This window comes from Deltaproteobacteria bacterium (genome assembly GCA_016235345.1).
GTDB lineage: Bacteria > Desulfobacterota > Desulfobacteria > Desulfobacterales > Desulfatibacillaceae > JACRLG01.
In genome coordinates, this window is record JACRLG010000021.1 from 1 (window position 1) to 13555 (window position 13555).

The window sequence follows — 13555 nt, forward strand, 5'->3', positions numbered from 1 at the left end:
AGAGACTCGACCACCGCCCAAAAAGAATCGGAAACTTCCCACGACTGGATTTTTGCCATAATGTCTCCATGACTATGATTAACAATGAGACATTATAGCTAAAAATTCTGTCTATGTAAATATTATTTACGAATAAGCTCTAAATCTTCTTCAGGAGCACGACCCTGTACATTCCGCCTAAAATACTCGGTTCATCATGAACGATTCTTACAGGCAGGCCTTTAAGAATGTCGCCAAGACGGCGGTTGATATCGGTGCCGGCAAGCGTTGAGCCAAGATTGGCCAGGCGGCGGCGGAGGGCCGGTTTCGCGCCGTCCGGAAGGAACTTGTCGAAAATGACGATCCTGCCGTTTGGCCGGAGAACCCGAAGGGCTTCGGCCATGCATTTACCCGGATCGGGAACGACGCTCAAAATAAGGTTCATCAAAATAACGTCGAAAGTGCCGTCCGCAAAGGCCATGTCCATGGCGTCGCCCTGCAGAAGGGAAATATCCCGGCCCGGCAGAGGAAGCTTCGCTTTTGCGCGGGTAAGCATCGGTTCGCTTATGTCGGTTCCCACGGCGCTCACGCCCTGTGGCAAAAGCGGCAAATCGGAACCCGTACCGACGCCGACCAGGAGAACTTTTTCGCCCGGTTGCAGAGTGGCCACGGCAATCGATCTTACTCGCCCCTTGTTGAAAAAGCCGCCCAATACCGCGTCGTAGACCGGGGACCAAATTTTATAGATCATGCGGTTGTATTGATTGGTGAGTTTCATGACGCTCCCTTCTGAAATTGACCCGGTATGGCGCCCCCGGTTTTCTTGGACACTTTCCCTTACAGGAAATCTGTGTCCAAGAAAACCGGGGGCGCTATAGTGCGAACAAAATCCCTGAAAAAAATAAGGTAAATCATTGACAAGGCGGCTTATTGGGGCCATATTGATTTTGCTCGTGTGAGCATTACAGGAGGCAAGGCCATGACCCGACCGAGAAAATGCCGATTCGTGGAAAATTCGCCCACGGTGGACTACTTCAAGCCTCGCGGGGTTCCCATGGGCCTTTTGAAAGAGGTCAGGCTCTCGGTGGAAGGCTTCGAGGCACTGAGGCTTTCTGAAATCATGGGTCTTGACCAGGACGAAGCGGCGGTACGCATGAAAATTTCCCGCCACACCTTTGGCCGCGTTCTGGCAATGGCGCGGAAGACAGTGGCGGAGGCCGTGGTTCTTGGCATGGCCCTTCGCATAGAAGGGGGGGCCTTTACGGTGGAAGGCGCGGAAAGCACCTACGAGGTCCCCGGAAAAATGGGCGGAATATGCCGCATGGAAGACAAAACCGAAGGATTGGAGAACAGCATGTCCGTGATTGCCATTTCAAGCGAAGGCCCAAGCCTCGACGACCTGGTTGACCCCCGTTTCGGGCGGGCCGCCGGTTTCGTCATATTCGACACCCAGACGAAGGTTCACAGTTATCTTGACAACGGCTCATCACAGGCCAGGGCCCAGGGAGCGGGAATCCAGGCTGCCGAAATTGTGGCTGATGCGGAAGCCTCCGTGGTGCTTACCGGCTACGTCGGCCCCAAGGCGTTTCAGGCTCTGACCGCAGTTGGAATTAAGGTGGTGCAGGATTTGGGCGGAATCACGGTGAGAGAGGCCTTGAGGCGCTGCGCCGAAGGCGGCGTGGAATTCGCCGAAGGCCCTAACAGATAGGCTCTTTCGCCTGCCGCTTTGCAGGCGATTTTCGTTTCGGAAAGGAAACCGGCATGATTGTTGCCGTTGCAAGCGGCAAGGGCGGAACAGGCAAGACCACGGTTTCGGCCTCCCTGGCCTCGGTCTGGGACAAGGGCGTCACCGCCGTTGACCTGGACGTGGAGGAACCCAACCTTCATCTATTTTTAAAGCCGGAAATCTCCGGGAGCGCCCCCGCGAACCTCGAAACGCCGGTGGCGGACGAGAGCCTGTGCAATCTGTGCCGGGCCTGCTCGCATTTCTGCCAGTACAAGGCCATCACAGTGATGGGCAAGATTTTGATGATCTTTCCCGAAATGTGCCACGGCTGCGGAGGCTGCATCGCGGGCTGCCCCCAGAAGGCGCTTTCGGCGGGAAGCCGGGAGCTTGGCGAGATTTTATGGGGCAAAAGCGGCAAGATCGATTTCCTCATGGGCCGACTCCGGGTGGGCGAGGCCATGAGCCCACCCCTCATGCGGCTCGTCAAGTCGCGGCTTTCGGAAATGATTACCGTTCATCCGACGGACGCCATAATCGACTGCCCGCCCGGCGTGAGCTGTCCGGCCATCAATTCGGTGATGGACGCGGACGTGATCGTCCTGGTGACGGAGCCCACTCCCTTCGGATTTTATGACTTCAAGCTGGCTATAGAGGCGTTTGCCCCTCTTGAAAAGCCAATGGGCGCTGTCATCAACCGGGCAGGAGTGGGGGAAAACAGCGTTTACGGATTCTGCGCGGAAAAGGGCATACCCATCCTGGCGGAAATCCCCTACGACAGGGCCGTTGCGGAGGCCTACTCCAAAGGGCTGGTGGTGGCCGAGGCGTCGGAACGGATGAAAACGACCTTCCTGGGCCTTGCGGAAAAAATCCGTGGGCTTGCCGGGGGAAAGGGGGCTTTCCGTGCCTGAGATTGTCATTTTAAGCGGCAAGGGCGGCACCGGCAAGACATCCCTCACCGCAGCCTTCGCGCATCTGGCAAAAAACAAGGTGCTTTGCGACCTGGACGTGGACGCCCCGGACCTGCATCTTATCCTCAAACCCGAAAACCTTGAAACCGGCGAGTTCTTTTCCGGCAACGAGGCCATCATCAACCAAAACCTCTGCACTGGCTGCGGCATCTGCCGGGACATGTGCCGCTACGGCGCGGTAAGCGTAACGAACGGTGTTTTTGGAATAAACCCGATAAAATGCGAGGGGTGCAAGGTATGCGTACATTTCTGCCCCGCCGGGGCCGTGGATTTTCCACAAAGACATTGCGGGCAATGGCGCGTTTCCGAGACCAGATTCGGGGCAATGGTTCACGCCCAGCTTTTTCCGGGCTCGGAAAACAGCGGCAAGCTGGTAACTCTTTTGAAGCGCAAGTCCAAGGAACTGGCCAAGGCCAAGGGCCGGGAACTCATAATCTGCGACGGCGCGCCGGGAATCGGCTGTCCGGTGATATCGTCCCTTTCGGGAGCGAACCTGGCCGTGGCCGTGACCGAGCCGACACCTTCGGGCCGCCACGATCTTTTGCGGGTGATGGACCTTTGCAGGCATTTCCGGCTTCCGATGGGAGTGATCGTCAACAAGTGGGACATCAACGGGGAGGAAACCGCGCTGGTGGAGGATTTATGCGCGGCAAGGGGCGTTAGGATTCTGGGCCGTCTTCCCCACGACCCTGCGGTAACCGGGGCGATGGTGCAGGGCCTTGCTGTAACGGAATTCGATCCCGCCGGTTTCGGCAGGCTCGTTAAAGACGTGTTCAACGAGGTCATGGACCTCGCCGGGGTAAAGCAATCCGTCTGATTCCCATTCACCGCCCTTTTGGGCTTTTTTCACGAAACAAAAAGGAGATGTTGATGAACGCACTGGTAGCAATTCCTTCGGTCACGCCCGGAGGACTCAATTCCCCCATCGGCGCCCATTTCGGACACTGCGACCTCTACACCCTGGTGAAGGTCGAAAACGGAAAAATCGCCGAGGAGCGCGTCATTCCCAACGTTCCCCACCAGCAGGGCGGCTGCATGGCTCCGGTTCAGCACCTTGCCGGAAACGGCGTGAACCTCCTCATCGCGGGCGGCATGGGATACCGGCCCCTCATGGGCTTCAACCAGGTCGGCATAGATGTCTTTTTCGGCGGGCAGGCGGCCACCGTGGGCGAGGCCGTAATGGCCTTGATCGAAGGCAGGCTTCCCCGGTTCAGCCAGGAGCACACCTGCGGCGGCGGCGCAGGCCCCAATCCTCATTAACAGACCTTCAAAGGAATAATCCGGGCCGGAAGGCCCTTGAGGAGATTTTATGATCAAAATCCTTCTGGTTTCTTCAAAGCCGGATAATTTCAAAACCCTTGAAAAGGAGCTGCAGACTTACCCGGACGTGGAACTGGCCAAGGCTGAAACGGCGGAAGCCGCCTTGAAAATCGCGGGCGGGGACAGTTTTCATCTTGCGGTGGTTGATTCCGCACTTTCAGATGCCGACCCCCAAAAGCTCGCGGCGGATTTCATTGCGGTTAACGCCATGATGAATACGGCGATGGTGAGCGGTCTTTCCGACAACGAGTTCCACGAGAAAACAGAGGGGCTTGGCATACTGATGCGGCTTCCCGAAAAACCGGGGCCGCATGAGGCCAGGGAACTTCTGGAGACCCTCAAAAGAATAATCTGAAAAATCCCGGAGAAAAGCGATGCCTCTCTACGATTACAAGTGCGCGGATTGCGGAAAAACAACCGAGGTGCTGACGTCGGGTTCGGATGCTCCGCCCGTATGCGGGGCCTGCGGCGGCTCGCGCATGGAAAGGCTTCTTTCCGCACCGTCCTCGCTTACCGGCGCGGCCAGAAAAAACATGCCCGGCCCCGGCGACCACACCTGCTGCGGCTCCGAGCCTGGCCACGGAAGCTGCGCGGGCCCAGGGTCCTGCTGCGGGAAGATATGAATACCGAATTTCACCAAAAACGGTCCGCAGTAAGCCCCGGCCCGTGGAGAGAAACCGGGAGATGGCGCGCGGTCTTCCTCTCGGATAAACAGGAAAGGCTTGCCGCGCTGTCAAGATTTGCCGCCTGAAGGAAGCCGTTCCGGCAGTGGCGGGGGTCTCCGTTCAGTCGCAAAACCGGTAGCCAACCCCTCGAACGGTTTCGATGCAGCGCCCGGCGTCCCCCAGCTTTTGATGGATAAGCGACAACTTGAAAGACACTCGTCTTTATGACATACGAGTGTCCATCGACCCGTCCAAAAAAACCTGGGGTTGGCCGGGATTTCAATCAGACCGGAAGGATTTGGGAAATCATGAAAATCACCATGCTCGGACACGCCACCCTGCTCATCGAGCTTGACGGCCTGAGGATAATCACCGACCCCTGGCTGACTGACCCCCTGTACTTCGGGCAACTGACGCACCCCGGCGCTTTCGTGAGCTTCCGGGAGCTGCCCCCCATTGACCTGGTTCTGGCCTCTCACGGGCATCAGGATCATTTTGATCCGAACACCCTGAAAATGATACCAAAAGAGACTCCCGTGGTGATTTTCAAGAGATACGGGAAGGCCGCCAAAAAGGCGGGATTTTTAAACGTGCATCCGGTTCAGCCGGGCGATTCCCGGTCTTTCGGCACGGTGAAAGTGACGGCCATGCCCGGCAGGCATCCGGGCGGAATCGCCACCTACATGGTGGAGGGCAGTGAGGGGAAGGTCTTTTTCGGGGGAGACTCGGTTTACACGCCCCAATTGGAAGAAGCCATGCGCGGCGCTGCGCCCGACGTCTGCCTTGTGCCTGTTTCAGGCGGCGCTTTGGGGCCGCTCAAATTCCATATGACCGCTTTGGAGGCCGCGAGGATTGTGAAGGCTTCCGGGGCCGGACTCGCCATACCCATGCATTATCATTTCACGCTCAAGACCCCCTCGTTAAACAAGTACCTGTTGCGCCCGGACTGCCTTCGGGACTTTCTCGACTCCATGCAGGCGACGGCTCCCGAAATTGCCTGCAAAACGCTGGGTTACAACGAGTCCTGGGAAAAGTGAGCGAAAAAACGCCTGATCCGCAGAACCCCATGTCTTTTTTTCGGTTTAAGCCGCATGTCCTCCAAAATCCTTGACAAGGCATTTGTGTCGAGCTATTGTTAGGTCGGTTGACCAAACTATAAAAGAGGGGCTTATGGGACGAAAATCAAACGCCATCCAAAAGCGTGACGAGATCGTTTGGGCCTTGTTCGACTGCCTCGCAGAAAGCGGCCATGAGACCGTGACCGTAAAGCACATAGCCGCCCGGGCCGGTCTGCCCCACGGCGTGATCCATTATTATTTTGAAAAAAAGGACGACATCGTGGCTGCCCTGGTGGAGTCCATAACCGCAACCTACGTAAGTCTCTTTGAAAAAGCCATGGAAGGCGTGGCCTCGCCCATGGAACGGGTGGACCGGATGCTTCGATACCTGGTGGAGGCCTTTGTGTTCGACCGGAGGCTCAACCGGGCCTTTTACAACCTGGTGCAAATGGGCTTTGAGCGCGAAGGCGTGAACCTGCCCCTGCGCCGGATGCTTGGGGCCTATCGCGGGACCACGGAGGGAATTTTCCTTGAAGCCGGGGCGGGAGTGAAAAGCGCGCCCGCAGCCTGTCTTTTGGCCGCCATGATCGAGGGGCTGGCCCTGCAATGGATGATCGACCCGGACGCCCTTGATAAGGACAGTGTCTGGCGCATGGTGGAGCAAACCGTCAAAAACCTGCTGAAATGATAAAAGGGGGCTCTCATGAAGTCGTTCGAGGAAAAAAGTTTCTGGATGACCACCAGGGATTATTCACCCAACCCAAGCCTTTCGGAAGACCTGGACGTTGACGTGGCCATAGTGGGCGGCGGATTCACCGGGCTTTCCACGGCCCATCACATCAAGAAGGATGATCCGGCCAGGCGGGTGGCCCTGTTGGAGTCGCAGATCATAGGATTCGGGGCCAGCGGAAGAAACGGGGGCTTTAACATGACCCTGTTCGGCCTCACCATGGGCATCACGAAACTGCGGTTTGGCCGGAGCGGGGCTCGTGAGGCCCACCATTACATGGAAAGGGCGGTGGACACCACGAGGGATTTGATAACCAGGCTTGAAATCGACTGCGACTACGAACACTCAGGCTTTTTCCGCGTGGCCACGTCCGAAAGCTATAAAAAGCGGATAATGCACGAAATGGAGCTGGCCCACTCCCTTGGCCTTACCGGCATCGAGTGGCTGGAGAAAGACACAATAAGGCAGGAGGTCGCAAGTCCCCAGTACCTGGGCGCTTGGTGGGAGCCCCGCTGCGGGATACTCAACCCGGCCAAGCTGTCCTGGGGCTGGAAGGACGTCATCGCCAGACAGGGCGTGTCGGTATACGAAAAATCGCCGGTGGAATCCATTACCCGCCAGGGCGGCAAAATCATCCTCAAAACCCCCGGCGGGAAGATCAGGGCCGATAAGGTGGTGCTGGCAACCAACGCCTGGTCTCATTTTCTTCCCGCCATCAAGCGCAAACAGGTGCCCCTGTGGACCTACATCGTATTAACCGAACCCCTTTCGGACGCTCTTTTGGGGCAGATCGGCTGGAAGAATCGCCAGGGAATAGAGGATGCCAGGAACCTGGTGCATTATTACAGGCTCACCGCCGACAACCGCCTTCTCATGGGAGGCCGGGACGCGGGGCTTGCCTGGGGCGACGACATGGACAAGGACCAAAGCCCAGTCGCTTTCGACGGCCTTGAAAAGGACGTTAAGGCCATCTTCCCCCAGCTTAGGAACACAAGGTTCACCCACCGCTGGGGCGGCCCCGTGTCCGTAACCCTGGACCTTGCCCCGGCCATGGGCTTTGTGGGGGACAAAAATGTGGTTTACAGCCTAGGCTGCATGGGCCACGGGGTGAGCCTTACGCATTTGAACGGACGGACCCTTGCGGACCTTGTTCTCGAAAAGAAATCCGATCTCACCGACGTGTTTTTTGTCAACCGGAAAACCATCCCCTGGCCGCCCGAGCCCTTGCGCACCATGAGCTCCAAGGCGATTCTCGCGGCCATGAAATTCCAGGACCGGTTCACGGATTGATTCATTAATCGATTCATAAAGGCGGGCGATTTCGGATAACCTGCAGGCGGCCGGGCAACCGTGGCATCAAGGTTGCCCGGCAACTCCGCGTTGGCCATGTTGCGTGGAAAAAGGGCGCAAGCTCGCATCCTGCCGGACGCGCAAAAAGATAGGATGCCGTCCCGGCGGCATGGCTCAGGCTGCGGCGAAGATTGAAAATTTGCTTCGGTAGTCCTTGGGGGACATTCCGGCGATTTTTTTGAAAACCTTGCGGAAGGAGTTCACGTCCTCGTAGCCAACCTTGTAGGCTATCTCGTTCACCGAGTCGTTCCCCCCCTCCAGGTGCTTCTTGGCCGTTTCCACCCTGAGGTTCTGAAGATAGGCCAAGGGCGAGTCGCCCGTTGCGCTCTTGAACCTTCTTTTGAAGTGCCGGGGGCTTAGCGCCACCTCGCTTGCGATTCCGTCTATGGAAACCGGCGCGGCCAGGCTTTCCTCCATCAGTTGCTGGGCCTTCAAAATTCTTCCGTCCGCGTGGCTCTTGAAAAAATCGTGGTTCATGTACGGGGCCTGGCTCAGGCGTTCCGGGTCGATCAGAAGGGCCTTGGAGCAAAGGGACGCAAGCTCCGGCGAGCCGTACTGTTCGATCATCTTAAGGCAGAGGTTCAGGAAGGAGGAGGCCGCTCCCGTGCAGATGAGCCCGGCCTCCTCGGTGAGAATCTCATCCGCCCTAAGGTCGATTCCGGGGTACCTGCGCCTGAAATCCCCCGCAAACTGCCAGTTGGTGGTGGCGGTGCGCCCGTTTAAAAGCCCGGTTTCCGCAAGGATGTAGGTGCCGGTGCAGATGGCCGCTATGGTCTCGCCTTTTTCATGCCTTTCCAAAAGCCAGCGTCTTACCTCGTCCATCCTTTCGGTGGAAAAATCAAAGGGGGGAAGAAAGCCCGGAAGGACTATCACGTCGGACCCGTCCGCCTTATGGATGGAGGAGTCCGCCCTGATCTCGAAGGCCCCGTTGGCCGTGACCGGTTTTCCGTCCACGGTGACGATCCGGCACCTGAAAAGGGGGCCGCCGTTTCCCAGAAGGCTCCACCAGAGGTTGGCCACGGCAAGGGCGTCCACAAGGCCGGTTATGGATGAGGACGCGCATTTGTTCTCGGCGAGTATGGTGATCCTGGCCACGGCGGGTCTCCTTCAAAAAGGTTTTCACCTGAAAAAGGCGGGGAAAAGTGAGCGGTCGGCTCTGGACTTAGAAGACTTATAAGTCCATTATGGCGCATTTGCCCCCGAATATGTCATATATGCCTCTTTTAATCCGCCCGGTCAAGAGCTATGGATAACCAACGGCAAAAGCCGTACCAGTGAACTTTCCCCCAAAAAACCTGCGAGGAAGACATGATGCTAAAAATAGCCGGATGCGATCTGGGCAAGGCGTCTGTGGGTTTTGTCGTGGCCAGCATAAGCGAAGACGGCGTCTTTTCCATCGAGGAAGCCGAATACAGGGACCACGAGGGCAGGCCCTTCGAGGTCTTTTTGGAATGGTGCGGAAAAAGGGACCTGGGCGGGTTCTGCGCCATGGGTGTAACCGGGCTCTATGCCGCCGAGTTTTTGCCGCCGGTCCTCGTGCTTCCCGAAGACGCCTGCCGCCAGGCGGTTCTTGAAGAGGATGAAAGCCTTCCCGACGTGATGAACCTCGTTTCCGTGGGAGCCAGGGGCTACGGCATCCTTTCCCGGAAACCCGTGGAAAACGGCGGAAAGGGGCGCTTCCAGTACAGGTTCATCGAAAACGAGAAGTGCTCGTCGGGAACCGGCGAGAACATGAAAAAAATTGCGGCCCGGTTCGGCTTAAGCCTTTCCGAAGCCGACGCCCTGGCAAGCGGGGCGGCCAAGGCCATACCCATAACCGCCCGCTGCTCGGTGTTCGCAAAAAGCGAAATGACCCATTACGCCAACTCCGGAAAGGCCACGGGCGACCTTTTCGCGGGCTTCTTCGATTCGGTGGCCAAGAACACGGCGGCGCTTCTTACCCGCAACAAGGTGAACGGCCCGGTTTACCTCATAGGCGGCTGCTCGCGGATAGAATCCTTCGTGAACGCCCTTAAAAGGTCCGTTGACCAGGAAATCATCCTTCCCGAAAACCGCCTGGTATTCGACGCCCTGGGCGCGGCCCGCATGGCGGCTAACCACGCCCTGAAAAACCCGGCGTTCCGCCTGCCCAAAGACCCGTCGGCCTTGTTCACCGCAAGCCAAAAGCGCTTCACCGTGCTTTCCCCGGCGGCCCTTCACAAGGACAGGGTGACCATGTCTCCGGAAGCCGGAATAGCGGCGGGCTGGGAAAACATTCCGGCTGTCCTGGGTCTCGACCTGGGCTCCACCGGGGCCAAGGCGGTCCTCACCTCCATCGAAACGGGCGAGCCGCTTTTAGACGTCTACGACCGCACCAGGGGCAACCCCGTGGACGCCAGCCGCAGGCTCATCGCCGCCATTCTGGAAATGGGCCGCCCGGATATAAGGGCCGTGGGCCTCACCGGCTCCGGGCGCGAGGCCGTGGCCACCCTTGCCAGGGCCGTGTACCCCGAAAAGGGAAGCGTCTGCGTGTTGAACGAGATAGTGGCCCACGCCACGGCGGCCATAAGAAGCGACCCGGACAGGGGCGCGGACATGTCCATAGTGGAGATAGGCGGCCAGGACGCCAAGTACATCCGCATAAGCGGGGGCCGCATAATCGAAAGCGACATGAACAAGGCTTGCAGCGCGGGCACAGGCTCGTTTCTGGAGGAGCAGGCTCTGTGCTACAACGTAAACGATATCGGTGAGTTCGTCTCCCTTGCCGAAACCGCCCAAAAGCCGCCCGATCTGGGGCAGATGTGCACGGTCTTCATAGCCGATTCCGGGGCCCAGGCCCTGAAGGACGGCTTTTCCCTGGCCGACATCTTCGCGGGTTTCCAGTATTCGGTTATCAACAATTATCTCAATCGGGTCATGGGCCAGCGGACCCTTGGGAAAAAGGTGTTCTTCCAGGGCAAGCCCGCAAGCAACCCCTCCCTTGCCTGGACCCTGGCCGCAGTCACCAACCGCGAAATAGTGGTGCCCGCCAATCCCGGAGCCATGGGGGCCTGGGGAATCGGCATCTGCGCTACGGAACAGGCGGGGGCCGAGGCCCTTCTGGCCGCAAAGCCCCTTGACCCGGACCAGTTCCTGGCGGCTGAAATTCTGGAGCGCGGCGAATTCACCTGCAGGGACGGCAAATGCAGGACGCTCTGCCCCATCCAGAAAACCACCATCTCCTACAGGGGCGAAAAACTCACGGCAACGTCCGGCGGGGCCTGCCCCAAGTACGAGATCGCGGCCCAGAACCTCGCCAAGATGGAAAAGGACGCGCCAAACCCGTTCATGGAACGCGACGCGCTTCTTGCTGCCTTTGAAAAGGACATCCCCGGCGCGCCCGTTGTGGCAATCCCCATGACCGGCCCGGTGGGCGGCTACATCCCCTTTCTGGCGACCCTTGTAACCGAGTTGGGCCATTCCGTGAAGGTGCTGCGTTCAAATTCTTCGTCGCTGGCTCGCGGCGAGCACCTGTGCAACTCCTACGATTCCTGCGGGCCGGTGAAAATCGCCCACGCCATATGCGACACGGATGATCCGATCCTCTTTTTTCCCAAGATAATGGATTTTTCCGACAGGTTTGGCCCCGGAGGCTCGCCATGCGTCACCGAGCAGGCCATGCCGGAAATGGTGGAGGAAACCCTGAAGACCCGGAAAAAGAACGTCCGGGTGATCCGCCCCAAGCTCCATCTTTTAAAGGGCCTTGACGGCAAAAAGATGGAAAAGGCCCTAAAGCCCCTGGCCGGGGCCCTGAGCGCCGATCCCGCCCTTCTGGGCCCGGCCCTTTCAAAGGCGAAAGCGGCCCAGGACGCCTATGAAAAGAGCCTCGAGGAAATCGGCCAGAACGCCCTAAAATACGCCAGGGAGAAAAATTTTCCGGCTGTGGTGGTGTGCGGCTCCCTTCACGTGATCCACGACGTCGCCGCCAATTCCGGCATTCCCGACATTCTGCGCTTGAACGGGGCCATGGCCATTCCGGCGGACTGCTACCCCATAGCCCCAGGCACACCCGAATTGCACAGGGTCTACTGGGGGGACGCCAACCGGTACATGAGGGCGGCGGTTTCGGCCAGAAACACCGGCGACGCCTTTCCCCTCATGCTCTCATCCTTCGGCTGCGGCCCCGCGTCATTCACCGAGCAGGTTTTCCAGTCGCTCCTTGAAGGATACCCCCACACAATACTTGAAAGCGATGGCCACGGCGGGGCTGCGGGCTTCGTCACCCGAATCCAGGCCTTTTTGCAGTCGGTGCGCCAGTTCCGGGCGGAAACCGGAAAAATTGACCTGCCGGACTGTTCCAAGGCCCTGTCCTACATCTCCTCCGGCGGGCATTCCGGGAAATACCTGGACCGGGACATCCGCTACGTGTTTTTCTCCAGCGTGGATTACCTGGGCGAGGTGCTGGCCGCAGTTTACCGGTCCTACGGCTATGACGCGGTCTCGGCCCCGCCCGTTTCCGAGCACAACTACACCGAGGGGAAAAAGGACTGCTCCGGCAAGGAATGCATGTCCTACCAGCTCATATGGGGGGCATTCAGGGAGTACCTGGAGAAGAACCCGTCCGACAAGCCCACGAGGCTGATGCAGCTTTCGGGCAGGATGTGCCGGGCGGGCATGTACCCGGTGAAGGACCGCCTTGCCATCGAAAGGATGGGCAGGGACGGCAGCGTGAGCGTGGTCTCCATGCGCCTGGCGGGCGGGCCGGGCATGGCGGCCAGGACCTCGGCGGGCATAGCGGCCCTGGATATAATACGGCAGCTTTACATCTACCATCTGCCCGTGGAAGGCGAGCCGGGCGAGGCGAAGCGGCTATACCAAAAATACAGCGGGGAAATACTCGAACTCGTCGAAAGAAAAACCAGGGGCGGAGTAAGGGGCCCGGCGCAGACCACCTTTCACTGGGCAAGGCTGAACGCCATCGTGGCAAGGGCTTCACGGGACTTTGCCGGGATGGAAAAAAGGAGCGCCGGAAAACCCCGGCCCCTTTCCACCATTTTCGTTTCCGGGGACCCCATGACAAAGGGCAACGACGTGGCCAACGCGGGCATATTTCAGGTCCTGGGCGACCAGGGGGTGCGGGCCGTGGTGGAGCCCGCAAGCGACGTGATCGAATATTTCGGTCGCGTGCATCCGGGAATACTGTTCGGACAGAACAGCAAGCCTCTCAAGAACCGCATGTACATAGCGGCAATGAAGGCCATACGGGAAAGGCTCTACAAAACCGCGCAAAAGTCCAACCCCTGGCTTCCCATGCCCGACATGCCGGCGGCCATAAAACGCGGGGCCGCCATCATAGACCCCGAAACCAACGGAGCTTCCGGGTACGCGGTGGGCAGCGTCCTCCATCACTGGGACACGGGCGCTTATGACGGCGTTCTCATGACGAGCTGCTGGGGCTGCGACAACAGCCTGATCGAGGAGAGCCTTCTGCGCCACAACGAGAACATACCATTTTATTTTTACTACGATGACGGAACGCCCCTGGATCAGCGGAAGGTGGCGAGCTTCGCCTTCCGCCTGGTCCGCCAGGCGGCCTGAGCTCGCGCCAGGCGGTGTGAACACGCGATCTGCTGTGTCAGGCGTCGCCGAAAAGCTCGTAGCGTACCCAAAAGTACGCGTCCTCCCTTTTCGGCTCGCCTTCCTTGCATCTCATCGCGTTCACACCGCCTGGGCCGGGCTTCGATGTGGGAAAATCTGGCCGGAAGGAAGGATAGGGTTCATGCCTCCTACTGGAGTGTGCG

Annotated in this window: 12 protein-coding genes; 10 read left to right on the forward strand and 2 right to left on the reverse strand. The window is 58.7% G+C overall.

All coding sequences use genetic code 11. From position 1 onward, the window contains the following. Window positions 1-139: 139 nt before the first annotated feature. Complete coding sequence (locus HZB23_10090) at window positions 140-757, reverse strand: methyltransferase domain-containing protein (GenBank protein ID MBI5845005.1); 618 nt, start codon at window positions 755-757, stop codon at window positions 140-142. Window positions 758-958: 201 nt separating this feature from the next. Between HZB23_10090 and HZB23_10095 the strand changes: the two genes are divergently transcribed. The 9 genes from HZB23_10095 (at window position 959) to HZB23_10135 (ending at window position 7736) form a co-directional block, all read left to right on the forward strand. Next, window positions 959-1687, forward strand: coding sequence for a DUF134 domain-containing protein (locus tag HZB23_10095; GenBank protein ID MBI5845006.1), 729 nt, complete (start codon window positions 959-961; stop codon window positions 1685-1687). Window positions 1688-1740: 53 nt separating this feature from the next. Beyond that, on the forward strand, window positions 1741-2613 hold the full coding sequence (locus HZB23_10100) for an ATP-binding protein (GenBank protein MBI5845007.1): 873 nt from the start codon (window positions 1741-1743) through the stop codon (window positions 2611-2613). Next, entirely contained in the window at window positions 2606-3490 is an 885-nt protein-coding gene (locus HZB23_10105) for an ATP-binding protein (protein ID MBI5845008.1), read from the forward strand. Before HZB23_10100 ends, HZB23_10105 begins: the two co-directional genes overlap by 8 nt. A gap of 53 nt (window positions 3491-3543) precedes the next feature. Further along, on the forward strand, window positions 3544-3933 hold the full coding sequence (locus HZB23_10110) for a NifB/NifX family molybdenum-iron cluster-binding protein (GenBank protein ID MBI5845009.1): 390 nt from the start codon (window positions 3544-3546) through the stop codon (window positions 3931-3933). A gap of 49 nt (window positions 3934-3982) precedes the next feature. Continuing rightward, complete coding sequence (locus HZB23_10115) at window positions 3983-4348, forward strand: response regulator (GenBank protein ID MBI5845010.1); 366 nt, start codon at window positions 3983-3985, stop codon at window positions 4346-4348. 19 nt (window positions 4349-4367) lie between these two features. Further along, entirely contained in the window at window positions 4368-4616 is a 249-nt protein-coding gene (locus HZB23_10120; GenBank protein MBI5845011.1) for a zinc ribbon domain-containing protein, read from the forward strand. A 350-nt stretch (window positions 4617-4966) separates the two neighbouring features. Beyond that, window positions 4967-5695 carry an MBL fold metallo-hydrolase gene (locus tag HZB23_10125; protein MBI5845012.1) on the forward strand — a complete coding sequence of 243 codons (729 nt, stop codon included), beginning with the start codon at window positions 4967-4969 and terminating at the stop codon, window positions 5693-5695. A gap of 133 nt (window positions 5696-5828) precedes the next feature. Then, window positions 5829-6404 (forward strand): TetR/AcrR family transcriptional regulator, encoded by a 576-nt coding sequence (locus tag HZB23_10130; protein MBI5845013.1) that lies wholly within the window; start codon window positions 5829-5831, stop codon window positions 6402-6404. 15 nt (window positions 6405-6419) lie between these two features. Continuing rightward, window positions 6420-7736: an FAD-dependent oxidoreductase gene (locus HZB23_10135; GenBank protein ID MBI5845014.1), complete on the forward strand. Its 1317-nt coding sequence runs from the start codon at window positions 6420-6422 to the stop codon at window positions 7734-7736. Window positions 7737-7910: 174 nt separating this feature from the next. Here HZB23_10135 and HZB23_10140 read toward each other — a convergent pair whose 3' ends face one another. Further along, entirely contained in the window at window positions 7911-8891 is a 981-nt protein-coding gene (locus HZB23_10140; GenBank protein ID MBI5845015.1) for a helix-turn-helix domain-containing protein, read from the reverse strand. A 213-nt stretch (window positions 8892-9104) separates the two neighbouring features. Between HZB23_10140 and HZB23_10145 the strand changes: the two genes are divergently transcribed. Continuing rightward, the gene (locus HZB23_10145) at window positions 9105-13352 is read left to right on the forward strand and encodes a hypothetical protein (protein MBI5845016.1); all 4248 of its coding nucleotides are present in this window, start codon (window positions 9105-9107) and stop codon (window positions 13350-13352) included. Window positions 13353-13555: the final 203 nt, after the last annotated feature.

Coding starts and splice junctions, on each gene's coding strand:
- HZB23_10090 (MBI5845005.1), bottom strand. CDS start 757: ATGAAACTCACCAATCAATACAACCGCATGATCTATAAAATTTGGTCC.
- HZB23_10095 (MBI5845006.1), top strand. CDS start 959: ATGACCCGACCGAGAAAATGCCGATTCGTGGAAAATTCGCCCACGGTG.
- HZB23_10100 (MBI5845007.1), top strand. CDS start 1,741: ATGATTGTTGCCGTTGCAAGCGGCAAGGGCGGAACAGGCAAGACCACG.
- HZB23_10110 (MBI5845009.1), top strand. CDS start 3,544: ATGAACGCACTGGTAGCAATTCCTTCGGTCACGCCCGGAGGACTCAAT.
- HZB23_10115 (MBI5845010.1), top strand. CDS start 3,983: ATGATCAAAATCCTTCTGGTTTCTTCAAAGCCGGATAATTTCAAAACC.
- HZB23_10120 (MBI5845011.1), top strand. CDS start 4,368: ATGCCTCTCTACGATTACAAGTGCGCGGATTGCGGAAAAACAACCGAG.
- HZB23_10125 (MBI5845012.1), top strand. CDS start 4,967: ATGAAAATCACCATGCTCGGACACGCCACCCTGCTCATCGAGCTTGAC.
- HZB23_10130 (MBI5845013.1), top strand. CDS start 5,829: ATGGGACGAAAATCAAACGCCATCCAAAAGCGTGACGAGATCGTTTGG.
- HZB23_10135 (MBI5845014.1), top strand. CDS start 6,420: ATGAAGTCGTTCGAGGAAAAAAGTTTCTGGATGACCACCAGGGATTAT.
- HZB23_10145 (MBI5845016.1), top strand. CDS start 9,105: ATGATGCTAAAAATAGCCGGATGCGATCTGGGCAAGGCGTCTGTGGGT.